The sequence below is a fragment of the uncultured Azonexus sp. genome, from assembly GCF_937982035.1.
GTDB lineage: Bacteria > Pseudomonadota > Gammaproteobacteria > Burkholderiales > Rhodocyclaceae > Azonexus.
On sequence record NZ_CALJNI010000012.1, the window covers coordinates 96,289 to 119,993 of the forward strand.

General features: G+C 64.5%; 23 protein-coding genes. 16 read left to right on the top strand and 7 right to left on the bottom strand.

Features of this window, described 5'->3' with window-relative positions; genetic code table 11:
- Positions 1–117: 117 nt before the first annotated feature.
- Positions 118–543, top strand: coding sequence for a BLUF domain-containing protein (locus Q0799_RS09620; RefSeq protein WP_298397668.1), 426 nt, complete (start codon positions 118–120; stop codon positions 541–543).
- Positions 540–1,667: a response regulator gene (locus Q0799_RS09625; RefSeq protein WP_298397671.1), complete on the top strand. Its 1,128-nt coding sequence runs from the start codon at positions 540–542 to the stop codon at positions 1,665–1,667. The genes Q0799_RS09620 and Q0799_RS09625 overlap by 4 nt, the downstream gene beginning before the upstream one ends.
- Positions 1,668–1,680: 13 nt before the next feature.
- Here the strand turns inward: Q0799_RS09625 and recJ are convergent, their stop codons facing one another.
- Both recJ and Q0799_RS09635 read right to left on the bottom strand, forming a co-directional pair.
- Positions 1,681–3,369, bottom strand: coding sequence for a single-stranded-DNA-specific exonuclease RecJ (recJ, locus tag Q0799_RS09630; protein ID WP_298397675.1), 1,689 nt, complete (start codon positions 3,367–3,369; stop codon positions 1,681–1,683).
- The gene (locus Q0799_RS09635) at positions 3,366–4,403 is read right to left on the bottom strand and encodes a hypothetical protein (protein ID WP_298397678.1); all 1,038 of its coding nucleotides are present in this window, start codon (positions 4,401–4,403) and stop codon (positions 3,366–3,368) included. The genes recJ and Q0799_RS09635 overlap by 4 nt, the downstream gene beginning before the upstream one ends.
- 201 nt (positions 4,404–4,604) lie before the next feature.
- On the opposite strand from Q0799_RS09635, the gene Q0799_RS09640 reads away from it, so the two are divergent.
- From Q0799_RS09640 to nudC, 5 genes are all read left to right on the top strand, one after another.
- Positions 4,605–5,042: a GAF domain-containing protein gene (locus tag Q0799_RS09640; RefSeq protein WP_298397904.1), complete on the top strand. Its 438-nt coding sequence runs from the start codon at positions 4,605–4,607 to the stop codon at positions 5,040–5,042.
- 353 nt (positions 5,043–5,395) lie between these two features.
- Entirely contained in the window at positions 5,396–6,028 is a 633-nt protein-coding gene (gene upp / locus Q0799_RS09645; RefSeq protein ID WP_298397680.1) for a uracil phosphoribosyltransferase, read from the top strand.
- The gene (locus Q0799_RS09650; protein WP_298397683.1) at positions 6,025–7,266 is read left to right on the top strand and encodes a uracil-xanthine permease family protein; all 1,242 of its coding nucleotides are present in this window, start codon (positions 6,025–6,027) and stop codon (positions 7,264–7,266) included. Before upp ends, Q0799_RS09650 begins: the two co-directional genes overlap by 4 nt.
- 54 nt (positions 7,267–7,320) lie before the next feature.
- Complete coding sequence (locus tag Q0799_RS09655) at positions 7,321–8,406, top strand: hypothetical protein (protein ID WP_298397686.1); 1,086 nt, start codon at positions 7,321–7,323, stop codon at positions 8,404–8,406.
- A gap of 58 nt (positions 8,407–8,464) precedes the next feature.
- The gene (gene nudC / locus Q0799_RS09660; protein WP_298397689.1) at positions 8,465–9,232 is read left to right on the top strand and encodes an NAD(+) diphosphatase; all 768 of its coding nucleotides are present in this window, start codon (positions 8,465–8,467) and stop codon (positions 9,230–9,232) included.
- Here nudC and Q0799_RS09665 read toward each other — a convergent pair.
- The 3 genes from Q0799_RS09665 to Q0799_RS09675 are packed head-to-tail and all read right to left on the bottom strand — an operon-like array spanning position 9,229 to position 10,843.
- Entirely contained in the window at positions 9,229–10,074 is an 846-nt protein-coding gene (locus tag Q0799_RS09665) for a M48 family metallopeptidase (protein WP_298397692.1), read from the bottom strand. The two genes, nudC and Q0799_RS09665, sit on opposite strands and share 4 nt — an antisense overlap.
- A 3-nt stretch (positions 10,075–10,077) precedes the next feature.
- On the bottom strand, positions 10,078–10,524 hold the full coding sequence (locus Q0799_RS09670; protein WP_298397727.1) for a YbjQ family protein: 447 nt from the start codon (positions 10,522–10,524) through the stop codon (positions 10,078–10,080).
- 4 nt (positions 10,525–10,528) lie between these two features.
- Positions 10,529–10,843 (bottom strand): YbjQ family protein, encoded by a 315-nt coding sequence (locus Q0799_RS09675; protein ID WP_028995424.1) that lies wholly within the window; start codon positions 10,841–10,843, stop codon positions 10,529–10,531.
- Between the two features lie 89 nt (positions 10,844–10,932).
- On the opposite strand from Q0799_RS09675, the gene Q0799_RS09680 reads away from it, so the two are divergent.
- The 4 genes from Q0799_RS09680 (at position 10,933) to Q0799_RS09695 (ending at position 16,321) form a co-directional block, all read left to right on the top strand.
- Positions 10,933–12,174 (top strand): lipoprotein-releasing ABC transporter permease subunit, encoded by a 1,242-nt coding sequence (locus Q0799_RS09680; protein ID WP_298397907.1) that lies wholly within the window; start codon positions 10,933–10,935, stop codon positions 12,172–12,174.
- Positions 12,167–12,847 (top strand): lipoprotein-releasing ABC transporter ATP-binding protein LolD, encoded by a 681-nt coding sequence (gene lolD, locus Q0799_RS09685; RefSeq protein ID WP_298397731.1) that lies wholly within the window; start codon positions 12,167–12,169, stop codon positions 12,845–12,847. The genes Q0799_RS09680 and lolD overlap by 8 nt, the downstream gene beginning before the upstream one ends.
- Positions 12,848–12,946: 99 nt before the next feature.
- The gene (locus tag Q0799_RS09690; RefSeq protein ID WP_298397734.1) at positions 12,947–14,929 is read left to right on the top strand and encodes a methyl-accepting chemotaxis protein; all 1,983 of its coding nucleotides are present in this window, start codon (positions 12,947–12,949) and stop codon (positions 14,927–14,929) included.
- Positions 14,930–15,013: 84 nt separating this feature from the next.
- A complete protein-coding gene (locus tag Q0799_RS09695) occupies positions 15,014–16,321 on the top strand; it encodes a phenylacetate--CoA ligase family protein (protein WP_298397737.1) in 1,308 nt (435 codons plus the stop codon).
- On the opposite strand, the gene Q0799_RS09700 is transcribed toward Q0799_RS09695, so the two are convergent.
- Positions 16,313–16,849: a DUF2062 domain-containing protein gene (locus tag Q0799_RS09700; protein ID WP_281981462.1), complete on the bottom strand. Its 537-nt coding sequence runs from the start codon at positions 16,847–16,849 to the stop codon at positions 16,313–16,315. The two genes, Q0799_RS09695 and Q0799_RS09700, sit on opposite strands and share 9 nt — an antisense overlap.
- Positions 16,850–16,910: 61 nt before the next feature.
- Here Q0799_RS09700 and Q0799_RS09705 point away from each other — a divergent pair, with 61 nt between their 5' ends.
- Genes Q0799_RS09705 through Q0799_RS09715 form a run of 3 tightly spaced genes read left to right on the top strand, consistent with a single transcriptional unit; the run spans position 16,911 to position 20,842 of the window.
- Positions 16,911–19,214 carry a DNA internalization-related competence protein ComEC/Rec2 gene (locus tag Q0799_RS09705; RefSeq protein WP_298397745.1) on the top strand — a complete coding sequence of 768 codons (2,304 nt, stop codon included), beginning with the start codon at positions 16,911–16,913 and terminating at the stop codon, positions 19,212–19,214.
- A gap of 24 nt (positions 19,215–19,238) precedes the next feature.
- Positions 19,239–20,093 carry an alpha/beta hydrolase gene (locus tag Q0799_RS09710; protein WP_298397747.1) on the top strand — a complete coding sequence of 285 codons (855 nt, stop codon included), beginning with the start codon at positions 19,239–19,241 and terminating at the stop codon, positions 20,091–20,093.
- A complete protein-coding gene (locus tag Q0799_RS09715) occupies positions 20,090–20,842 on the top strand; it encodes an alpha/beta hydrolase (RefSeq protein WP_298397750.1) in 753 nt (250 codons plus the stop codon). Before Q0799_RS09710 ends, Q0799_RS09715 begins: the two co-directional genes overlap by 4 nt.
- Here Q0799_RS09715 and Q0799_RS09720 read toward each other — a convergent pair.
- Positions 20,839–21,360: a gamma carbonic anhydrase family protein gene (locus Q0799_RS09720; protein ID WP_028995433.1), complete on the bottom strand. Its 522-nt coding sequence runs from the start codon at positions 21,358–21,360 to the stop codon at positions 20,839–20,841. The two genes, Q0799_RS09715 and Q0799_RS09720, sit on opposite strands and share 4 nt — an antisense overlap.
- A gap of 149 nt (positions 21,361–21,509) precedes the next feature.
- On the opposite strand from Q0799_RS09720, the gene Q0799_RS09725 reads away from it, so the two are divergent.
- Together Q0799_RS09725 and Q0799_RS09730 are read left to right on the top strand one after the other, a co-directional pair.
- Entirely contained in the window at positions 21,510–23,306 is a 1,797-nt protein-coding gene (locus Q0799_RS09725) for an SLC13 family permease (protein ID WP_298397753.1), read from the top strand.
- A gap of 41 nt (positions 23,307–23,347) precedes the next feature.
- Positions 23,348–23,704, top strand: coding sequence for a nucleotide pyrophosphohydrolase (locus Q0799_RS09730; RefSeq protein ID WP_298397756.1), 357 nt, complete (start codon positions 23,348–23,350; stop codon positions 23,702–23,704).
- Position 23,705 lies beyond the last annotated feature (1 nt).

Below are 23,705 nucleotides of genomic sequence, written 5' to 3' on the forward strand. Positions count from 1 at the left end.
GCACTTTTGCCGTCCGGAACTTCCGGAAAAGCTTGATATCCGTCACTACCGTGAACACCGGCTTCTGCTAACCTGCCGAACTATTCAAACAATAGTTTTGGCAAGGGAGCGCAGCACATGCCATTCACGCAAATCGTATATGAGAGCCTGGCCAGCGATAAGTTGACCGAAGCGGATGTTCTGGACATCCTCCGCCTGTCACAAACGCGCAATAACCAGGCGGGAGTTTCCGGCATCCTGCTTTTCCGGGGGCGTCGTTTCCTGCAGTTCCTCGAAGGGCCGAAGGCTGAGGTCGAAGCGCTGTATGCTCGCATCGAGCGCGATCCACGCCACCGTGAATTGCGCATCCTGTCGCACACAAACGGGGAGCAGTTGCTGATGCCGACCTGGGCGATGGCTTATGTTTCGCCGACTTTCGAGCGCCGCCAAGAGGATCCCTTCGTGCTTGGCCGTCAGCAGGCGCTCAATGTCTGCGAGTTGTTGCCGGAAGAGATTGCCCGGCCTTTTCTCGACTTGCTCAATGATGAATCGGAGGCCGTGTGAGTGGACGACTGAGGATTTTTTGTGTCGATGATGACGTGATGTCCGATGTCATCCTCGAATCAGTATTTGCCTACGAATACGAAGTCGAGTTTTTCACCTCGGCGGAAGGCTGCATGCGGCGACTGGCAGCCCAGCGACCGGATATCCTGTTGCTCAATGTCACGCTGCCCGATCATGATGGTTTTGCCTTGTGTCGCGAACTCAAATTGCGTGCCGATACGGCGGCTATCCCGGTGGTTTTCATCGCACACAATGCATTGCCGGAATTTCGCCTGACCGGCTATGAAGCAGGCGGTGAGGATTTCATCGTCAAGCCGTATGTGATTGATGAAGTTCGCTACCAGATCCGTTGCATCAGGGATCGTATCGAGCAGCGCGAACTGATGAAGCAGCAACTGGCCAGTTCTGAGGAATTGAGTTCGTTGTTGCTGTCGAACATGGATGAATATGCCGCGCTGATCAAGTTCATGCGGGCGCTGAACGAGAGTCCGGACGCCGAAGCCGTTGCGCAGGCGGTACTCGGCATGCTGCACAGTTTCCGGCTGCAGGGGGCGGTCCAGGTCCGCATGCCCAGCCTGACTTTTACCCTGGGCGATGCGGGTCGCGATCATCCGATGGAAACCGGAACCATCGCGCATGTAGCGAAACTGGACCGGATTTTCCAGTTCAAGCGTTGCAGTGCCTACAATTTCGATCACCTGACCGTGCTCGTTAACAACATGCCAATCGCCGATGCCGATCTTTGCGGTCGTTTGCGTGACCATCTGGCGATTGGTGCCGAAATGGCCGATGCACGTATTCAGGCGATGGTCGCGGATCAGCGCTTCCGCCTGACGCAGAACGGTATCGTCGAACTATTGCCGGATATTCAACAAACCATTCACGATTGCGTGACACATGCCGAACTGGCTCGTCGTGAGGCCGTTACCCAGGTTCGTGAATTGATGGATCAGCTGGTGATTTCCTTCACGCCGCTCGGGCTGAGTTCGGAACTGGAGGAGGAAATTTCGGCGATGGTGATGGAAAAGGCACAGGGGCTGATCAAGATTTTCGACAATACGGGCGAGACAACGGCGACGCTGGGCAGCCTTGAGGAACGTCTGCGCGCCATGCTCAAAGGCTGAGCTTCTTTTTTCCTTACTCCAGGTACTCGATCATCAACTGCGGGTTCTCGACGCCCATGTATTCGTTGACCGACAGCCGGTAGGCGGCGCGGGTGTTGTGGCCGGGCTGGGTGGAGAAGTTGAACTGGATTGCCTCGATCCGGCTGCTGCCCTTGCGTAGCCGAAGTTTCAGGTGCTTTTCCTTGAGCACGCGCTGTTGTTCGACTTCGAACTCATCGACGAACAGCGGCGCCGGGAAGCCCTGGCCCCAGATTTCATTTTCCAGTAGCTTGGCAGTTTCCAGGCTGATGTAGCCGCCTTCGAGCGGACCGTCGGTTTCCAGCGTGCGGGTGAGGTCGGCGGGGGCGAGGAGCTCGCCGGCGACTTCGGCAAAGATGGCCTGGAAGCGTTCGAAATCGCCGGCCCGGAGGGTCGCGCCGGCGGCCATCGCGTGGCCGCCGAAGCGGACGAGCAGGCCGGGGGCGCGCTTGGCGACGAGGTCGAGCGCGTCGCGCAAATGCAGGCCGGGGATCGAACGGCCGGAACCCTTGACGATGTCGCCTTCGCCCTGGGCGAAGGCAAACACCGGCCGATGCAACTTGTCCTTGATGCGCGAGGCGAGGATGCCGACGACGCCTTCGTGCCAGCCCGGGTCGAAGAGGGCGACGCCGGGCGCGGCGGCATCGACGTCCATCGATTCGAGCAGGGCGAGTGCCTGTTCCTGCATGCCGGCCTCGATCTCGCGGCGTTCGCGGTTGAAGTTGTCGAGTTCCTGGGCGATGTTCAGCGCCCGCGCCGGGTCGTCGGTGAGCAGGCATTCGACGCCCAGGCGCATGTCGGCCAGGCGGCCGGCGGCGTTCAGGCGCGGCCCGATCAAAAAGCCGAGGTCGAAGGCGGTGGCCTTGCGCGGATCGCGCCCGGCGGCCTTGAACAGCGCCGCGATGCCCGGTTGTAGGCGGCCGGCGCGCATGCGCTTCAAGCCCTGGCTGACCAGGATGCGGTTGTTGCGGTCGAGCTTGACGACATCAGCGACGGTGCCGAGCGCAACGAGGTCGAGCAAGTCGGCGAAGTTCGGTTCCGGGCGCTCGGCGAAAAAGCCGCGCTCGCGCAGTTCGGCGCGCAGCGCCAGCATCACGTAGAACATCACGCCGACACCGGCGATGCATTTCGACGGGAAGTCGCAGCCGGGCTGGTTCGGATTGACGATGCAGTCCGCGTCCGGCAGTGATTCGCCGGGCAGGTGGTGATCGGTGATCAACGTGGCAATGCCGTGCTGCTGCGCGCGGGCGACGCCTTCTAGGCTGGCGATGCCGTTGTCGACGGTGATGATCAGGTCCGGCGATTGCTGCGCGGCGACGTCGACGATCTCCGGCGACAGCCCATAGCCGAGCTTGAAGCGGTCGGGCAGCAGGAAATCGACATCGGCACCGAGCGCCTTCAAGGCGCGCATGCCGACGGCGGTGGCGGTGGCGCCGTCGCAGTCGTAGTCGCCGATGATCAGCATTTTTGCCTCGGCCTCGATGGCGTCGGCGAGCAGGCTGGCGGCGTCGCTGGCGTGGGTCAGCGCGGTGGGCGGCAGCAGCGACTTGAGTTCGTAGTCGAGTTCGGCCTTGTCGGTGACGCCGCGCGCGGCGTAGAGCCGGGCGAGCAGGGGATGCAGCCCCTGTTGTTCCAGCTGCCAGACGGTGCGCTGGGGCGCGCTGCGGGTGACGATGCGGGTCAAGAGGATTTTCCTTCAGGCGCTGTGGCGGCCAGCGCGTTGGCAATGACGGCCGGCGAGCGGCCCTTTTTCCAGAATTTCCAGCGTTCGCCGCCGGTGATCGTCCACTGCAGCCGGCCGTAGATGGTCGGGGCGACGATGTCGAGCTGGTGCACGGCCTTGCCCAGTTGCGTGCGCAGCGGGGCGAACCAGTGGTTTTCCAGATCGGTAAAGGTCTGTCGCCAACCTTCCGGGTTTTCGTAGAGGATGGTCGGCAGCAACTGATCGAGCACGACCAGCGGCGCCTGCACCTTGGCGGCGAGCACTTCGCCCAGATTTTCCGGCCGGCCATGCACGGCCAAGCCGGCAGCGCGGCCCAGGCCGATGGCCAGCGTATCGTCGGCGAACAGCGCATCGAACGCCGCCACCGGCTGCCCGGCAGTCCCGGCGCCCCACAACCACAGGCTGTTGATCGCCGGTTTGCCGGCGCCGGCCCGCGCCGCGTTGACCGGGTGCAGATGCAGGAACATCTGCACCTCGTTCAGCCAGCGGTGCAGCGGCGAGGTCTTGTCGCTCAGGTCGCTGTCCATGCGCCGGCCGGCGACGGCGGAAAGCGGCGCGGCAAGATGCTCGGCCGGCTGGTGCAGACGCAGATACCAGCGCCGCGCCGTCGCCGCGTGGAACACGCCGATGTCGGCAAACTCCGCATTCAGCGCCGCCACCAGCGCCTGTGCTTCGCCGTCGTCCACATCGAAGGCCCCGGCATCGGCAAGCACGATGCGCTCGTGATGAAAACGCAGATGCACCGGGTCGGCGCACAGCCAGTGGCCGTCCTCGGCAACCGCACCCGCTTCGCCCAGCCGCCGGAACGCCGCCGGTCCGCCCGCCGGCAAACCGAACAGGTCGAGCAGTGATTCCTCGACCGAAACCGGCGCCGAACGCCGGAACGCCGCATGCCCGTCCAGCCACTCGAAACCCGGTGCCGGCAACTTGTCCAGCGTCAACTGGTCGCCCGGTTCGGGCCAGATCAATTCGGGAACAAGCAGGGTCAGGCGCACGGTGCAGCACTCATCGGGGGAAGGCGCGAGTTTATCATTGCCCCGGGGCCAACTGCGGTTGTGAGCGCAGCAGTTGGCCAGGAGCGGCCATCTATCCACGCGTTGTTGGTGCGGCTAAGATGCTCCCCCGGCCCAGAGCCGGACATGGCATCCATATCGGTTGCCCATTCGTGAGCAGAGAGCGATCAGCGTGACGAGATGATGAACAGGAAATTTGGTGACCTGTGCGATGGAATACTTCGTGCCGGTCGACAGCGATTCGGGGCCATGATGGGAATAGTGAGCCATATTCACTGCGGCGATTATGACGTGATCGCTGTTTCCTCTGAAACCGGGATACCGGAGGCGGGAGATAGCTTCGCACTTGAGGGGGTCTATTGCCGGGAGGTGTTCCAAAAAAAGCGAACTGTCGCGATCACCGAAGTTGATGGTGTTCCGGGTATGTCCTTGCATCCCCTCTACAGTGGTATCCCATGTGAGTTCTACATAAGTGCCCCGATTATCGTGTCAGGAGATGTTTGGGGAACGTTGAATTTCACCAGCCTGGAGAAGCGCGAGATCCCTTTTTCTGAAGACGACATCCTGTTCATCGAAGCTCAAGCGCTTCGTCTGAGCAACGAACTGGCGAAATCGGCTTAGTTCAAACATGCGCTACAGGCTATTCCTTATCGCCGCAGCGTTCTCCTCCGCTTGTTCCTTGCTCGCCCCCTCCTGGCATTGGGAAAAGGCGGGTGGCGATTACGATGCTGATGTTCGCGATTGCAAAACCGCGACCTACAGCGATTCGAGCGGTGCCATGCCGACGACGGCTTCGGTCAGGCGCATGCATGCGTGCATGGAGGGGAAGGGCTGGAAGAAGGTGGCGGGCTAGGGGATGCCCGGCGCTCGATCAGTTTCCGGGAATATTGCCGGGAATTGCGTCCGGTCAACTGCGTGGCCGGCCCGAATGGATTAACCTTCGTCCTTTCAGAAAATTGCACGCGAGGTAGCCCATGCCGGTGATCGAAGTCCGCCATCCCCTGGTCAAACACAAAATCGGACTGATGCGGGAAGGCGACATCAGTACCAAGAAATTCCGCGAATTGACCGCCGAGCTGGCGCGTCTGCTGAGTTACGAAGCCTGCCGCGATTTCGAGCTTGAGCCCTGCCGCATCGAAGGCTGGTGCGGCGAGGTCGAAATCGAGCAGATCAAGGGCAAGAAGGTTACCGTGGTGCCCATCCTGCGCGCCGGTATCGGCATGCTCGACGGCATCCTCGACCTGATCCCGAACGCCAAGGTCAGCGTCGTCGGCATTGCCCGCAACCACGAGACGCTGATGCCGGAGCCGTATTTCGAGCGTTTCGTCGGCCAGCTCGACGAACGCCTGGCGATGATCATCGACCCGATGCTGGCCACCGGCGGTTCGCTGATCGCCACCATCGACATGCTGAAGCGCAAGGGCTGCAAGCAGATCAAGGCGCTGGTCCTGGTTGCCGCGCCGGAAGGCATCGCGGCGATGGAAAAAACGCACCCCGACGTGCAGATTTACACCGCTGCCGTCGACAGCCACCTCAACGAGCACGGCTACATCATCCCGGGCCTCGGCGATGCCGGCGACAAGATTTTCGGAACCAAGGAATCATGAGTCACACCCACGACCCCGTCTGGCGCACCGCGCTGTCCGGCGCGCAAATCCTCTTCGTCGCCTTCGGCGCGACCGTCCTCGTGCCGCTGCTGACCGGCCTCAACCCGAGCCTGGCGCTGCTCGGTGCCGGTGTCGGCACGCTGATCTTCCAGCTGTGCACCAAGCGCCAGGTGCCAATCTACCTCGGCTCCAGCTTTGCCTTCATCGCGCCGGTGATCTACTCGGTGCAGACCTGGGGCATGAACGCCACGCTCGGCGCGCTCGCCGCCGCCAGCTTCTTCTATTACGTCGCTGCGGCGCTGGTCAAATGGCGCGGCGTCGGTCTGATCCACAAGCTGCTGCCGCCGGTGGTGATCGGCCCGGTGGTCATGGTCATCGGCCTCGGTCTGGCCCAGGTCGCGGTCAGCATGGCCACTGGCAAAGCCGGTGACGCCCAGGTCGTGCCCTACGGGACGGCCATCGCGGTGGCGGCGATTTCGCTGCTGGCGACCATGCTCACCGCCATCCGCGCGCGCGGCCTGCTCAAGCTGGTGCCGATCCTGGTCGGCGTCGCCGTCGGCTACACCGTCTCGCTGTTCGTCGGCATCGTCGACTTCAGCAAGGTCACGGCGGCGGCGTGGATCGCCGTGCCCGAGTTCGGCACGCCGGAATTCAACCTGGCGGCGATCCTGTTCATGATTCCGGTGGCGATTGCGCCCATCGTCGAGCACGTCGGCGGCATCCTCGCCATCGGCTCGGTTGCCGGCAAGGATTTCACCGAAAGCCCGGGCCTGCATCGCACGCTGTTCGGCGACGGTCTGGCGGTCAATGTCGTCGGCCTGTTCGGCGGCCCGCCGGTGACCACCTACGGCGAGGTGACCGGCGCCGTGATGCTGACCAAGAACTACAACCCGGTGGTGATGACCTGGGCGGCCGGCTTCGCCATCCTGATGGCTTTCGTCGGCAAGTTCGGGGCGCTGCTGCAGACCATCCCGATGCCGGTCATGGGCGGCATCATGGTCCTGCTGTTCGGCTCGATTGCCGGCATCGGCCTGAAGACGCTGCTCGACGCCAAGGTCAACCTGACCAGCGCGCGCAACCTGTGCATTGTCTCGGTGACGCTGGTCACCGGCATCGGCGGTCTGGGCGTGACCATTGGCACTTTCTCGCTGCAGGGCATCAGCCTGTGCGGCGTGCTCGCCGTGCTGCTCAACCTGTTGTTGCCGGCCGAGCCGGCGGAGGCAAACGGGGCGCATTGATTTCCCGGACGCGGGATTGGTACGCATGAACTGAAATGTGATTGAAGATCCGGCATGGAAATCGATAAATTCCTGATGCTTTTCAGTAACTTGTCCGGCTTCGAGGCGTGGGCCTGGGGGCTGGTGGGGGTCGTGTTGCTGCTGGTGATCGGCGCGATCCTGTGGCGGGAGCGCCGCCATTTCGGTCGCCAGGGCAAGGCCGGCAGCTGGCTGTCGCTGCGCCTGCTGGCGCTGTTCCTGCTGCTGCCGCTGACTGTCGGCGTGGTACTCATCCCGGGCCGGATGGTTTCCGGCATGGAGGCGCTGGCGGTCTTCTACGCGGCCTTGCTCGTTGCGGCACCGCTCGTCTGGTTTGCCGGACACGTGTTTGCCGGCCATCTGCTCAGGCCGGCTTTGAACAAGGGTGAGAGCTTGTATCTGGGCGCCAGCGGCTTGTTCATCCTGCTGTCGCCGGCGATGGCGATGACCCTGGGGCAGAGCGCAGTTTTTCAGGCCAGGCATAGCTTGGCGGCAAATGCCGTCAAGGGGACATTGGCTGCCGCCATGCCGTATTCAGTCGGGTCGATCCAGCGTTTCGAACTGTCCGGGGTAGGGCCGGTCTTTGCCCAGTCGCTGTCGACGCCTGCGGGGTTCGTGCTGGAACGGATCGACCGCAGGTTTGGCGATGCCTGGCTTGACACCCGCAGCACGACACGCACCCTTTACTGCCGCAATGCCCAGGACCTGCATTTCTTCTGGTCGGCGGGTGAAGCCCTGCCGGAACTGCGCTTTTACTGGCGCCAGAACGATCGCCTGGTACACGCCGATTTCGTGCCGGCGAACGCTTCGGCGGATGTCGCCGCGACGCGGGAGTTCCGCATTGCCTTCCGTCCCGACGGGATCGATCCGCCGGTGCCCATCCCCCGGGAGCGCACGGCCATGGGCTATTTTGTCGGCCAGGAACAGCTTGTTTACGCATCCGCGGGGGCCTTGCAACCGGGGGAAAACTTCGATGAGGATTGCATCATGCCCGGGTACAAGCGTGTTGCCTTGGAGCGCGAGGGGCCGCCGCAAGCCGTTGCGCTGATGTTCCGGCCGGACGTTCAGGCGCCGACGCTGCGGGTGGAGATCAGGCGGCCGCCGGCCGGCGACGGGCAGTGAGCCTTCGTCTCCGCAGCCGGTTTTTTTGTGGTCAAACCGTTTTCTTTTCATACGCCCGATGACGACAGACGCCTACTGGATCTTGCGCTTTGAGCATCGCCTGCTGGTTTGCACCGCTCATGCTGGCGAGGCCATTTTTCCCCGTGCGCCGGCGAACGCTTTCGGAACGCCAGAGAACGCCCTTTACGTCGGTGAGTACCTGGGCCTGCCCTGTCATGCCGTCGATCTGGCCGAGTTTCCGCAGATTGCCGGCGCCGAGCCGACGCCATTGCGCGCCATCTTCACGCTGGCCGGGCCTGAACTCTTCGCGCTCGCCGGGCGGGCGACGCAACTGCTCGACTGGCGGGCCAATCACCGTTATTGCGGCCGTTGCGGCACGCCGACCGAAATCATGGCCGGCGAGCCGGCGATGCGCTGCCCGGCCTGCGGCCTGCTGGCCTATCCGCGCCTGTCGCCGGCGGTGATGGTGCTGGTGCGCGATGGCGAGAAACTGCTGCTGGCGCGCAGTCCGCATTTCAAGCCGGGCGTGTACAGCGCCCTGGCCGGTTTTGTCGAAGCGGGCGAGACGCTGGAGCAATGTGCCGTGCGCGAAGTGCGCGAGGAGGTCGGCATCGAGATCGCCAACCTGCGCTATTTCTCCAGCCAGCCCTGGCCGTTTCCCAATTCGCTGATGATTGCCTTCTTCGCCGATTACGCTGGCGGGGCGATCACGCCGCAGCCCGGCGAAATCGAGGATGCCGGCTGGTACCTGCCGGGCGAGCTGCCGCTGCTGCCCGATCCGGTGAGTATCGCGCGGCGCCTGATCGACGCGGCGCTGGCGGCTTAATCCGGCGTCTTCATGAAATCCGGCAGCGGCACCGAGGTCGGCGCGGCCTGAGCAGCGTGGCTTTGGGCGAATTGCCGGATGCGCTCGATGCGTTCCTCGTGGCCGGGATGGGTGCTGAAGATGGCCAGCGGTTCGCCGGTGGTCTGCTGGCGGGCGATGTGCTCGAAGAAGGCGGCTGCGTCGCCGACGTGGCCGTAGGTGCGCAGCATGGCCTGCAGTGCGTCGGCGTCGGCCTGTTCTTCCTGGCTGCGGCTGAACGACAGGATCGGCAGCATGCCGACGCCGGTCAGCCATTGCTGCATGGCGCCGTCGCCGATGCCGGCCAGGCTGGAGAGCGCGAAGATCACGGCAAAACCCCGGCCCATGGCGACGATGGGGTGGCGGTGGCGGATATGGGCGATTTCGTGGGCCATGACCATGGCCAGCGCATTCTCGCTGGGCAGTGTGTCGATCAGACCCTGGAAGACGACGATGTGACCGCCCAGCGTGGCCAGCGCATTGACCGTGTTCGACGCCGAGTAATGCACGGTCAGCGTCATTTCCGGCGGCAGGTCCATGGCCGTGGCCAGGCGGTCGGCCAGTTGCTGCAGGTATTGCTGGCGCTCGCGATGCGCCGGCTCGGCCGGGGTTTCCGGCAGCCAGCGGCCGAGGCTGCCGGCCAGGGCGCGCTCTTGCTCAAACGGAACGTGACGGGCCAGTTGGCCGGCGAGCAGTGACAGGGCCAGTACGGCAACCAGGATCAGCGCGCTGATGCCGCCGACCAGCAGCGCGAAATCCTTGAGCGGATGCGTCGGACTGACGTTGATGCCTTCCGGAATCTGTGGGTTCTCGTACTCGGCCATGACTCAGCGGCGCTGGCGGACGGCAGTGCCGTAGGCGACGACTTCGACGGCGCCGACAGCGTTTTGCGCCCCCTTGTAGATCGACGCGGTTTCCAGGCGCAGGTTCCAGACGGCGGTGGCGCCTTTGCGCCGGGCGGCGTCCTTCATGCGCAGGATGGCTTCGCGGCGGGCGCGTTCGAGCAGCGATTCGTAGGAACTGACACGGCCGCCGACGAGGTTGCGCAGGCTGGCGACGAAGCGCTTGAAGAAGTCGACCGAGATGACGACGTTGCCGCTGACCAGGATGCCTTCGAGCTGGTCCTCGTCGGGGATGCGGCGTTCGGAGAAGACCAGGATGTCGCGCAGGGTCTGCTCGCGTTCGATGATGGACTTGAAATGCCGCTTTTCGGCGCGCTGTCCGAAGACATAGCCGAGCAGCAACAAGACCAGGAATAGGATCAGGTCGTACATGGCGTCATTCCACGACGACAGCGGTGCCGTAGGCGAACAGTTCGGCAGCGCCGGCGGCAACCGACGAGGTCGAGAAACGGACATTGACCACGGCGTTGGCGCCGATGGCTCGGGCCTGCTCGATCATCCGCTCGGTGGCTTCCTCGCGCGATTCGGTGAGCAGTTCGGTATAGCCCTTGAGTTCGCCGCCGAAGATGTTTTTCAGGCCGGCCATGATGTCGCGGCCGGCGTGTTTGGAACGGACGGTGTTGCCGCTGACCAGCCCGAGATGCTTGACGATCTGCTTGCCGGGGACGGTTTCGATATTGGTGACGATCATTGCGGTATTTCCTGAACGGTTGAATGGGCCGGCTTTTCCGGGTGGGTGTACCATAGCGCTTTTGTTGCATTGCGGGAATACGGATGTCATTGCCCTACGAGTTGCTGATCGGCTTGCGCTACACGCGTGCCAAGCGGCGCAACCATTTCATCTCCTTCATTTCGCTGATCTCGATGGCCGGCATCGGCCTCGGCGTTGCCGCGCTGATCGTGGTGTTGTCGGTCATGAACGGCTTCCAGAAGGAATTGCGCACACGCATCCTCGGCGTCGCCTCGCATATCCAGATCACCGCGATGGACGGCGCGCTGCGCGACTGGGCGTCGATTTCGGCCCAGGCCAAACAGCATCCGGAAGTTCGCGAGACCGCGCCCTTCGTGCAGTCGCAGGGCATGTTCTCGGTCGATGGCGAGGTCAAGGGCGTCCTGGTGCGCGGCATCCTGCCCGACCTGGAAGACGGCGTTGCCGACTTCCGCCAGACGATCCGGAGCGGTAGCCTGGATGCGCTCAAGCCAGGCGAGTTCGGGGTCGTCCTCGGCGCCGATCTGGCGCGTTCGCTGCGCGTGTTCACCGGCGACAAGGTGACGCTGATCGCGCCGCAGGGCACGGTGACGCCGGCCGGCGTGGTGCCGCGGGTGCGTTCGTTCACCGTGGTCGGCATCTTCGAGGTCGGCATGTACGAGTACGACTCGGGACTGGCGCTGATCCACCTGCAGGATGCGCAGCGCCTGTACCAGATGGGTGACGCGGTCAGTGGCGTGCGCCTGAAGGTCGACGACCTGTTCAAGGCGCCGCGCATCGCCCGCGAACTGGTCGCCTACATCAACGCCGATGCCTGGCTGCACGACTGGACCAAGAGCCATGCCAATTTCTTCCGCGCGGTGCAGATCGAGAAGACGATGATGTTCATCATCCTCTCGCTGATCGTCGCGGTCGCCGCCTTCAATCTGGTGTCCACGCTGGTCATGGCGGTCACCGACAAGCAGGCCGACATCGCCATCCTGCGCACCCTCGGCGCCCGGCCGCGCTCGATCATGGCGGTGTTCATGATCCAGGGCGCGCTGGTCGGCTTCATCGGGCTGGGGCTCGGCGTGGCCGGCGGTGTCGCGCTGGCGCTCAACATCGACGTGGTGGTGCCGGCGATCGAACGTGTGCTCGGCATCCAGTTCCTGGCCAAGGACGTCTATTACATTTCCGACCTGCCGTCCGAATTGCTGTGGAGCGATGTCTGGGGCGTGACCGGCATCGCCTTCGTGCTGTCGCTGCTGGCGACGCTGTATCCGAGCTGGCGGGCGGCGCGGGTCAATCCGGCGGAGGCGCTGCGCTATGAGTGATTTGATCCTGCAGGCCCGGGGACTGGGCAAGGTATTCCGCGGCGGCGGCCTGGAGGTGGCCGTGCTCAACGGCATCGACCTCGATCTGGCGGCCGGGCAGACACTGGCCATCGTCGGCGCTTCCGGTTCCGGCAAGAGCACCTTGCTGCACCTGCTGGGCGGCCTCGATGCGCCGAGCAGCGGTTCGGTGGCATTGATGGGGCGCGATTTCTCGGCGATGAACGAGGTCGACCGGGGCGACTGGCGCAACCGTCATCTGGGTTTTGTGTACCAGTTTCATCATTTGCTGCCCGAGTTCTCGGCACTGGAAAACGTCGCCATGCCGCTGCTGATCCGGCGCGAACCGCGTCAGCAGGCGCTGGCGGCGGCCGCCGACATGCTCGGCGCCGTCGGTCTCGGCCATCGCCTGGCGCATCGGCCCGGCGAACTGTCGGGCGGCGAACGTCAACGCGCCGCCATCGCCCGGGCCCTGGTCAGCCGGCCGTCTTGCATCCTGGCCGATGAACCAACCGGCAATCTCGACAGTCACACCGCCGGTGCCGTTTTCGACCTGCTGGTTGCGCAGGTGAAGCTTCAAGGGGGAAGTCTGGTCATGGTCACGCATGACCGTCGTCTGGCAGAGCGTACCGATAGAACAATCGAATTGGACGATGGCAAATTAGTTGTTTCTTGATGTATCCGATAGAATCCGGCCGCTTTTGATGATTTTATGGCCGGATCGTGGCCTTGGAGGTTGAATATGCGCACATTGTTCGCACCCGCAGTTGCCCTGATGAATCGCATGCGTTTCCGGGCCAAGTTCGTTTTTCTCGGCAGCGCGCTGGTTGTCGTGCTGCTGGTCCTGCTTTACACCTTGTTCCTCAATCTGAGCCGGGACATCCGTACCGCCCAGCATGAGCTCGACGGTCTGCAGATGCTCAAGCCGATGAACCGTGCGGTGCAGTTCATGCAGCAGCACCGGGGGCTGTCTTCCGGGGTGCTCAACGGCAACGAGGCAATGAAGGAGCGGCGCGCGGCGGTTGAGCGCGAGGTCGAGAAGGCCATCGGCGAGACCGATGCCAGCCTGCTGCCGGTGCTGCGCGACAGCGATACCTGGAAGGAAATCCGCGCCGACTGGGCGGAGATCAGCAAGCAGGGTCTGAACTGGGAGGCGCCGGACAATTTCAAGCGGCATACCCAGATGGTGAACAAGGTCCTGGTCTTCATGGTCGATCTGGCCGATGAAACCGAGCTGACGCTGGACCCGCAGATCGATACCTACTATTTCATGGATACCGTCGTCGGCAAGATGCCGGCGATGCTGGAGCCGCTGGCGATCACGCGCGGGCGCGGTACCGGTGTGCTCAGCGCCCAGGAACTGACGCTGGATAACCGTCGCGAGATCGCCGCCCTGATCGAGCGCATGAGCGGCACCCTGCGCACGCAGAACTCCAACCTGGAGAAGGCGATGCGCTACTCGCCGTCGCTGCGCACGACGCTGGTCGAGCCGACGCAGGCGTTCACCAAGGCGGTTCAGGACATCGTCACCCTGGTCCAGCAGGACATTCTGAGCGAGCGTTTCGAAACCAAGCCGGCGGATTATTTCGCCCTGACCACGCAGGCCATCGACCTGGGTTACAAGATCATGTTCGAAACGCTGATGCCGCAGTTCGAGCAGCAGCTTGAAGCGCGCAAGGCGGCAGCCGAGCGTGTGCTCCTGTTCCAGGCCGCGTTGGCGACGCTGGTGATGCTGGCGGTGGGCTACTTCGGCATTGGTGCCTATTACTCGGTGACCGATACGGTTCGGGTGTTCTCGGCCGGCGCCAAGCGCATGGCTGACGGTGACATGACCGTGCATTTTGCGTCCGAAGGGGCCGACGAGCTGCATGAGGCGGGTTCCGATCTGAACAATATGGCCGCCTCGATCCGCGAACTGCTTGCCCGCATCCAGGCCGACGTCGGCCATCTGCGCGTGGCGGCCGGCGACCTGTCGACGTCCAGCCACCAGATTTCGGGCAGCGCCGGTTCGCAGAGCGATGCCGCATCGAGCATGGCGGCGTCGGTCGAGGAAATGACCGTCGGCGTCGATCACATCGCCAAGAATGCGCAGGATGCCGAGGCCTATTCGCGCGAATCGGACCGCGTCGCGGGTGAGGGCAGCGCGATTGTCAGCAAGGTCGTGATCGAGATCCAGGGCATTGCCGATACGGTCAATCATTCGGCGAGCACGGTCGAGGCGCTGGGCCGTCAGTCCGACGAGATTTCGGCGATTGTCGGCACGATCAAGGACATTGCCGACCAGACCAATCTGCTGGCGCTGAATGCGGCCATCGAAGCGGCGCGCGCCGGCGAGACCGGCCGCGGTTTCGCCGTGGTGGCCGACGAGGTGCGCAAGCTGGCCGAGCGGACCGCCAAGTCCACCCAGGAAATCGCCGGCATGATTGCGGCCATCCAGTCGGGAACCGCGGTCGCCGTCGACAGCATGAAGCAGGGGGTCGACCGGGTGGCGGTCGGTGTCGTCGAAGCGCAGCGCGCCGGCGAAACCATCGGCGAAGTCCAGCAGCATGCCCGCCGGGTCATGGACGCCGTTTCCGAAATCACCGTGGCCTTGCGCGAGCAGGCGGCGGCGAGCACGGAAATCGCCCAGAACGTCGAGCGCATTGCCCAGATGGCCGAAGAGAACAACGCCGCGGCCGGCAGCAATGCGCATACGGCGGACGGCCTGCGCCAGCTGGCCGAAACCCTGAATCAGGAAGTCGGACGCTTCCGTACCTGAATCTGAAGGCCGCCGTGCCCACGCCCGCTTCGGCGGGCGTATGATTTCTCCCTCAAACAAAAACAGCATCAGGGAGATGACACAATGATTTTCGATATCGAGAACGAGACCTTGCCGCGCGAGGATCTCGAGGCTTTGCAGTTGCGTCGGCTGCGTAGCACCGTCGAGCGTTGTTATGCGACGGTCAAGTTCTACCGCGAGGCGATGGACGAACTGGAGGTCAAGCCGCATCACATCCAGTCGCTGGCCGATGCCCGCCTGCTGCCCTTCACCAAGAAGGAGCAGTTGCGCGAAAACTACCCCTTCGGCATGTTCGCCGTGCCGACCGAGCAGGTTGTCCGGGTGCATGCTTCGTCCGGCACCACCGGCAAGCCGACCGTGGTCGGCTACACCCGTCGCGACATCGCCAACTGGGCGCAACTGGTCGCCCGCAGCCTGGCTTCCGCCGGCCTGCGCCCCGGTGACCGACTGCACAATGCCTACGGCTACGGCCTGTTCACCGGCGGCCTCGGCCTGCATTACGGCGCCGAGGAACTGGGCGTGCTGACCGTGCCGATGTCCGGCGGCCAGACCCAGAAGCAGGTCATGCTGCTGTCGGATTTCCAGGCCACCGCCCTGTGCTGCACGCCGTCGTACTCCCTGAACATCGCCGAGGAAGCCGAGAGCATCGGCGTCGACATGCGCAAGCTGCCGCTGCGCGTCGGCATTTTCGGCGCCGAGCCGTGGACCGAGGAAATGCGCTACGAGATCGAGGCGCGCCTGGGTCTGGAAGCCATCGACATCTACGGCCTGTCGGAAGTCATGGGGCCGGGCGTCGGTGTCGAGTGCATCGAGGCCAAGAAGGGCCTGCACATCTGGGAGGACCATTTCCTGGTCGAATGCGTCGACGTCAATACCGGCCAGCCGGTGGCGGACGGCGAGGAGGGCGAGATCGTGTTCACCTCGCTGACCAAGGAAGCCTTTCCCATCCTGCGTTACCGTACCCGCGACATTTCGGTGATCGACCGCTCACCGTGCAAATGCGGCCGCACCCATGCGCGCATCCGCCGCATCTCCGGGCGTTCCGACGACATGCTGATCATCCGCGGGGTGAATGTCTTCCCGACCCAGGTCGAGGCGGTGCTGATGCGTACCGAAACGCTGTCGCCGTTCTACCAGATCGAGGTGTTCCGCGAAGGCTTCATGGATTCGATGGCAGTCAACGTTGAAGCCAGCCCGCCGCTGTTCGCCAAGGGCCAGGAAGCAATGGACCGCATCGCCGCCAAGGTGCAGAAGGACATCAAGGACTTCATCGGTGTGTCGTGCCAGGTCAATGTCAAACCGACCGGCGCCATCGAGCGCTCAATGGGCAAGGCGATTCGCGTCATCGACCATCGCAGGAAGTCAGGCTGAACGCCGGCGGCGCCGGTGCCAGTGGCGGACGAGGTAGAGCCGCCAAGCGCCGCGCGTCAGCAGGTAGCCGGCCAGCGCCAGGCCGTCGGCAAGCACGATCAGGCCGACGGCGAGTGGTCGGGCGACGGCCAGCATCCACGCCTGCATGGCCTGAGTCCATGCCGTAAAACTATCGAAATCGAAGGCCGGCGGCGCCAGGAAGCCGGCCGTATCGCCGATCAGCAGCCGGCCGATCTGGTAGGCCAGCAGGTAGAGCGGAACGATGGTGAAGGGGTTGGTGTAGAGCGTCACGAATAGCGCCAGCGGCAGGTTGACGCGGAACAGGATGGCGCACAGCGCCGCGCCAGGCATCTGGAACGGCCCCGGGATCAGGCCGCAGAACAGGCCGACGGCCACGGCGCCGGCGGCCGAGCGGCGGTTCAGATGCCATAGCCGGGGGTGCAGCAGCGAGTTCTCGAACGGGCGCAACCAGGGGTTGCGGCGTATCGTTTCGTGATCCGGCAGGAGATTCTTCAGGAAGCGGCGCATGGGCGGATTATCGCAAAATGCGCCGGTCGCCGTTTGTGACGGTTCGTGCCATGATATTGGCATGAATCTGGCCGTGATCTCCTTTGGGCTTGGTGTCCTGTTTCTGCAGACCCGTGCCGTACTGCCGTCTAGCACATTGCTGCTGGTGCCGGCATTGGCCCTGATGCTGCCGGCCTTGCGCTGGCGCGGGCCGGTGGTCCGTCTGGCACTGTTGCTCGGCTGTTTCCTGATCGGTGTCGCCTGGGCCGGCTGGCGTGCTGAATGGCAGCTGGCCGACGAACTGGGCAGCGCCTGGGAAGGCCAGGACATCGAAGTGGTCGGCGTGGTTAGCGGTCTGCCGCAGGAGTTCGAGCGGGGCGTGCGTTTCGAATTCGCCATCGAACAGCGGCTGACACCCGGCGCCGTCGTGCCGTCGCGGGTACAACTGGCCTGGTATCACGGCAAGCAGGCGGCACCGGCGGTGGCGCCGGGACAGCGCTGGCAGTTCACCGTTCGCCTGAAACGTCCGCACGGTGGCGCCAATCCGGGCGGTTTCGACTACGAAGCCTGGCTGCTTGAACGTGGCATTCGGGCGACCGGTTATGTCCGTCCCGGTGCGGCGACCCGAGTGGAGGATTTCGTCTGGCGCCCGGCCACCGTCGTGCAAGCCCTGCGCGCCACCGTCCGGCAGAATTTCGCGCGCCTGCTGCCGGCCGAGCACTATCCCTGGCAGGGCATCCTGACGGCGCTGGCGGTGGGCGACCAGAAAGCCGTCGACAGCGATCTGTGGGTGGTTTTCAACCGTACCGGGACCATTCATTTGATGTCGATCAGCGGACTCCATGTCACCCTGGTGGCCGGACTGGTCGGCGGATTGGTCGGTTTCGGCTGGCGCCGTGTGCCGGCGCTGGCTCTGCGTTGTCCGGCGCAGCGCGCGGTCCTGGCCGCGGCAGTGCTGGCCGCATTTGCCTATGCCTTGCTGGCCGGCTTCGGGGTGCCGGCGCAGCGCACCCTGTACATGCTGCTGGTCGCCGCAGCAGCGCTGTGGTCCGGGCGCCTCGTTGCGCCCAGCCGGATTCTGGCGCTGGCCTTGCTGCTGGTGCTGATCGTCGATCCCTGGAGTCCGCTGGCGCCGGGTTTCTGGTTGTCTTTCGGCGCGGTGGCGGCCTTGCTCTATATCGGCAGTGCCGTACTCGGCACCGGCGACGGCTGGCGCCAGCGCTTGCGCGGCTGGGGGCTGGTGCAATGGGCGGCGACGCTGGCATCGCTGCCGGTGCTGATGCTGGTGTTCCAGCAGTTTCCGCTGGTTTCGCCGCTGGCCAATGCGCTGGCGGTGCCGGTGATCAGCTTCATCGTCACGCCGCTGGCGCTGCTGGCGGCGCTTCTGCCCTGGGCGCCGTTGATGCTGCTGGCGCACGGGATACTCGACGCTTTGATGGCCTTTCTGTTCTGGTGCGCGGCCTGGCCGGTGTGGCAGGCGCCGGCGGCGCCGCCCTGGGTGGCGGTCGGTGCTGCTGCCGGCGTGGCGCTGTGCCTGCTGCCGCGCGCGGTGCCGGGCAAATGGCTGGGGCTGGTGCTGATGGTGCCGGCGGTGTTCTGGCCGGCACAACTGCCGCCGCCGGGCGAGGCGTGGATCGACGTGCTCGACGTCGGCCAGGGGCAGGCGGTGGTGATCCGGACCCACGCGCACGCCATGGTCTACGATCCCGGGCCGCGCTACAACGCCGATGCCGACGCCGGCCAGCGGGTGCTCGTTCCCTATCTGCGCTGGCTGGGCGTGCGCCGCATCGACACAGTGCTGGTCACCCACGGTGACGCCGATCATGCCGGCGGGCTGGCTTCCCTGCTGGCGGCCGTGCCGGCGGATCGCCTGTTGTCCTCAGCCCCGGAGGTGGGCGGCGAGTTGTGCGCGGCCGGGCAAGGCTGGCGCTGGGACGGTGTCGATTTCCGCATCCTGCATCCGGCCGAGGCGGCGCATCGTCGAAGCAGCCGGCGCAACTCGCTGTCCTGCGTGCTGGCGGTGGATACGGGCGGGCGCCGCATGTTGCTGACCGGCGATATCGAGGCGGGCGACGAGGCGGCCATGGTCGAGCGCGATGCCGCTGCCTTACGCGCCGACCTGCTGCTGGTGCCGCATCACGGCGCCCGCGGTTCGTCCACGCCGGCTTTTGTCGAAGCCGTTGGGGCGGGCGAGGTGATCTATTCGGTTGGCTACCGCAACCGCTTCGGTCACCCGCGTGCCGACGTCGTCGCCCGCTACGCCGCGACGCAGGCGCGGCAATGGCGTACCGATCGCGACGGCGCGCTGCGCATCCGGATGGCGCCGGCCGGTGTGACGATCGATGCGACGCGCCGGCAAGCTGCGCGCTACTGGCACGGTCGGTGATACATTTCAGTCAGGAGGAGCGCGATGACAGCAAAACAACAAACCGTCCAATGTCTCAGCCCATCGGGCCTGCACCGGATGTCGTATTACGAATGGGGCGCCCGCGACAATCCGCGGGTCCTGGTCTGCGTCCATGGCCTGACCCGCAACGGGCGCGATTTCGATGCGCTGGCCGAAGCCCTGTCCGGCCATTACCGGGTGATCTGCCCGGATGTCGTCGGGCGCGGCCAGAGCGCGCATCTGCGCGATCCTTCGGCGTACGCCATTCCCCAGTACGTGGCCGACATGGTGACGCTGATTGCCCGGCTCAATGTCGATTCCGTGCATTGGCTCGGTACCTCGATGGGCGGCCTGATCGGCATGGCGCTGGCGGCGCAGGAAGGAACGCCGGTACGCAAGCTGGTGCTCAACGATGTCGGGCCACTGGTCACCGTCGAATCGCTGCGCCGGATCGCCGCCTATGTCGGCAACGATCCCGACTGGGCGAGCATCGATGAGGCGGTGGCCTACGTCCGTGAAGTCAGCGCGCCGTTCGGCCCATTGACCGACGCCCAGTGGTATCACCTGACCGAAAGCAGCGTCGTGCAGCGGCCCGACGGGCGGTGGGCCTTCCGCTACGACCCGCGCATCGCCGAGCCTTTCCGCGCCGCCTTTGCCGACAAGGACATCGAGCTGTGGTCGCTCTATCAGGCGATCAGTTGTCCGACGCTGGCCATTCGCGGCGGCGAATCCGACCTGCTCACGCGCGACACCTGGCAGCGCATGGGCGAGTGCGGGCCGCGCGCCCAACTGGCTGAAATTCCCGGGGTCGGCCACGCGCCGATGTTCCAGTCCGATGCGCAGATTGCCATCGTTCGCGATTTTCTTCTGAGTGCATGAAACATATCCTGGTTGCCGGACTGAATCTGGAATACCGCGACATCCCCGCCAGCGCCGTCGACCGGCCGACGCTGGTGATGTTGCACGAAGGTTTGGGTTGCGTCGCCATGTGGCGCGATTTTCCCGACAAGCTGGCGGCGACGACCGGCTGCCGCGTGCTCGTCTATTCGCGGCCGGGCTACGGCAGCTCGGACCCGCATCCGCAGCCGCGTCAGCCCGACTACATGCACCGCGAGGCGCGTGAGGTGTTGCCGGCTTTCCTGGCCGCGCTCGGCATCGTCCGGCCGGTGCTGGTCGGCCACAGCGACGGCGGCAGCATCGCCTTGATCCACGCCGGCAGTTTCCCGCAGGCGGTGGCCGGTCTGGTGGTGATGGCGCCGCACGAGTTCGTCGAGGAAGAAACCCTGGCCGGCATCCGCACCGCGCGCAAGTTCTGGAGCAGCAGCGACTGGCCGCAGCGGCTGGCGCGTTATCACCGCGATGCGCAGCGTGTCTTCCACGACTGGAACGATTGCTGGCTGTCGCCCGAATTCCGTGACTGGAACATCGAGGATAGTCTGCCGGCGATCGGCTGTCCGGTGCTGGCCATCCAGGGCGAGGACGACGAATACGCGACGCTGCGCCAGATCGAGGTGATTGCCGAAAAAGTGCCGGGCACGCAACTGCTGTGCCTGGCCAATTGCGGCCACTCGCCGCAGCGCGACCAGGAAGCGGCCGTGCTGGCGGCGATTGCCGGATTCGTCGGCTAGATTTCCTTGATCCGCTCGCGATAGCGGGCGGCGTTGTCGACGTAGTGCTCGGCCGATTTGAGCAGCTTCGCCGCGTCTTCCTCGGACAGTTCGCGCACCACCTTGCCCGGCGAGCCGACGATCAGGCAGCGGTCGGGGAAGACCTTGCCTTCCGGGATCAGCGTATTGGCGCCGACGATGCAGCCTTTGCCGATCACTGCCCGGTTGAGGATCACCGAGCCGATGCCGATCAGGCTGCCGTCGCCGACGGTACAGCCGTGCAGCATGACCAGATGGCCAACGGTGACGTTGTCGCCGATGTGCATCGGCACGCCTTCGTCGGTATGCAGCACCGAGCCGTCCTGGATGTTGGTATTGGCGCCGATGTGGATCGGGTCGTTGTCGCCGCGCAGCGTGGCATTCCACCACACCGAGGCATTGGCGCCCAGGCGCACGTCGCCGATCACGGTGGCGTTCGGGGCAACCCAGGCGTTGTCGCCGAGTTGCGGAATCTTGTCGTCGAGTTGGTAGAGCGGCATGTTGTCTCCTTGAAGGGTTTGCCGATGATAAGTGTTCACTGTACGTCCGGGTGTTATATAGCCAATTAATATATTAAAAACATTTTTCATTCTTTCTGTACGAGTCGGCGAGCGCTAATCTGTCGGCCTTGTTGCCTGGATCGCTCCCGATGTCTTTGCCCGAACACCTGCACGCCGCTGTCGTCGGCCTTGTCCTGATCGGCCTGTTCGCCGCCTTCGTGCGCGAATGGCTGAAGCCGGACGTGGCCGTCATGCTGGCGGTGGCCGTGCTGCTGGCGCTGGGGCTGTTGTCGGCCAAGGATGTGACCGGCGTGTTTGGCAACAGCGCGCCGATCACCATTGCCTGCCTGTTCATCATCAGCGGTGCCCTGTCGAAAACCGGCTGCGTCGACCGGCTGGGCGACTGGCTGGGGCACCTGGCCGGGCAGAGCGAGTTCCGCTTGTTGCTGGCCTTGCTGGCGGTGGGTTTGCTGGTGTCGCCGTTCATCAACAATACGCCGGTGGTGATGGTGATGATTCCGGCGGTGATCGCCATGGCCGGGCGCTTCAATATCGCGCCGTCGCGGCTGCTGATTCCGCTGTCGTACGCAACCATTCTCGGCGGCCTGATCACCATGGTCGGCACCTCGACCAACATTCTCGTCGATGGCGTCGCCCGGGCACATGGGCTGGCGCCGTTCACCATGTTCGAGATCAGCGCGCCGGCGATCGTCATGGCGCTGGCCGGGTGCGCCTTCATGGCGCTGTTCGCCCAGCGCCTGCTGCCGGTGCGCGAGACGCTGACGCAGCAATTCACCGGCAGCGGCGACCGGCTGTTCATGACTGAACTGTTCGTGCCGGCCGATTCGCACCTGATCGGCAAGACGCTCAAGGAAACCAAGCTGGCCAACGGCGTCATCCAGGTGCTCAACCTGTGCCGCGGTGAAGACGAGATTGCCAACCCGGACCCGGCGACGCGCATCGAGGCCGGCGACCGCATCGTCGTCCATAGCCGCAGCAGCGACATGATGGCGCTGCGCAGTACCGACCTGGTCGGTCTGCAGGTGCAGGCCGGGCAGCACGATCTGGAGACGCTGCGTCGGCGCGACGTGGTCATGGTCGAAGCCATCGTCGGCCAGACCTCGCGCTACGTGCTGCGCCCGATCCGCGACCTCGACCTGCTCGCCCGTTACGGCATCCACCTGATCGCCGTGCATCGGCGTGATGCGTCGTTCTCGCAGATCGGCGACGATTTCCAGTTGCAGGTCGGCGACGTGCTGCTGGTCGAGGGCACGCCAGCGCAGATCAAGCGTTTCTGCGACAACGGCGACCTGTTTGCCATCACCGAGGGCCGGCAGGTGACCAACCGCCAGGCCAAGGCGCCGATTGCGCTGGCGACCATCGCCGGCGTCATGCTGCTGGCCGCGTTCAACGTGATGCCGATTGAAGGGCTGGCGATCATCGGCGCGGCCATCGTCGTCGCCACCGGCTGCATCCGCGCCGACGAAGCCTACAAATCCATCGAATGGCCGATCCTGATCCTGATCTTCGGCATGCTGGCGATCAGCATCGCGATGCGGAATTCCGGCCTGGCCGACCTGCTGGCAGCACAGCTGGTGGTTTTCGGCGACGGTCTGTCGCCCTGGTTGATGCTGTCGCTGGTCATCCTGCTGACTTCGATTGCCACCGAGTTCATCAGCAACAACGCGATTGCCGTGCTGTTCACGCCGGTGGTCATCGGCGTTGCCGAACAACTCGGCGTCGATCCGCGACCCTTCGTCGTCGGCGTGATGTTCGCCGCCAGTTGCAGCTTTGCCACGCCGATCGGCTACCAGACCAACACCCTGGTCTATAGCGCGGGCAATTACCGCTTCGCCGATTTCGCGCGCATGGGCATCCCGATGAACCTTCTCACCTGGGCGCTGGCCAGCGTGCTGATCCCGCTGTTCTGGCCGCTGCACGGCTGAGCTTGTGGCATCATCCGGTTGAACCGACCGGAGGATGACGTTTGGCCGACCTCGATGCCCTGACCGCGGAGCTGCTGGCTTTCCGCGACGCCCGCGACTGGCGCCAGTTCCACACGCTGCGCCAGTTGATCGTCTCGCTCAACCTGGAAGCCGGCGAGCTGCTTGAACTGACGCAATGGAAGAGCGACGCCGAAATCGACGCCTTGCCGGCCGATCCCGTGTCAGCCGAAGCCCTGCGCGACGAGTGTGCCGACGTGCTGCTCTACCTGCTGTTGATCGCCGACAAGACGGGGATTGACCTGCTCGCCGCCGCGCGCAGCAAACTGCGCAAGAACGCCGAAAAATACCCGGTGGACAAGGCGCGCGGTTCGCGGGCCAAATACACGGAACTGAAATAGG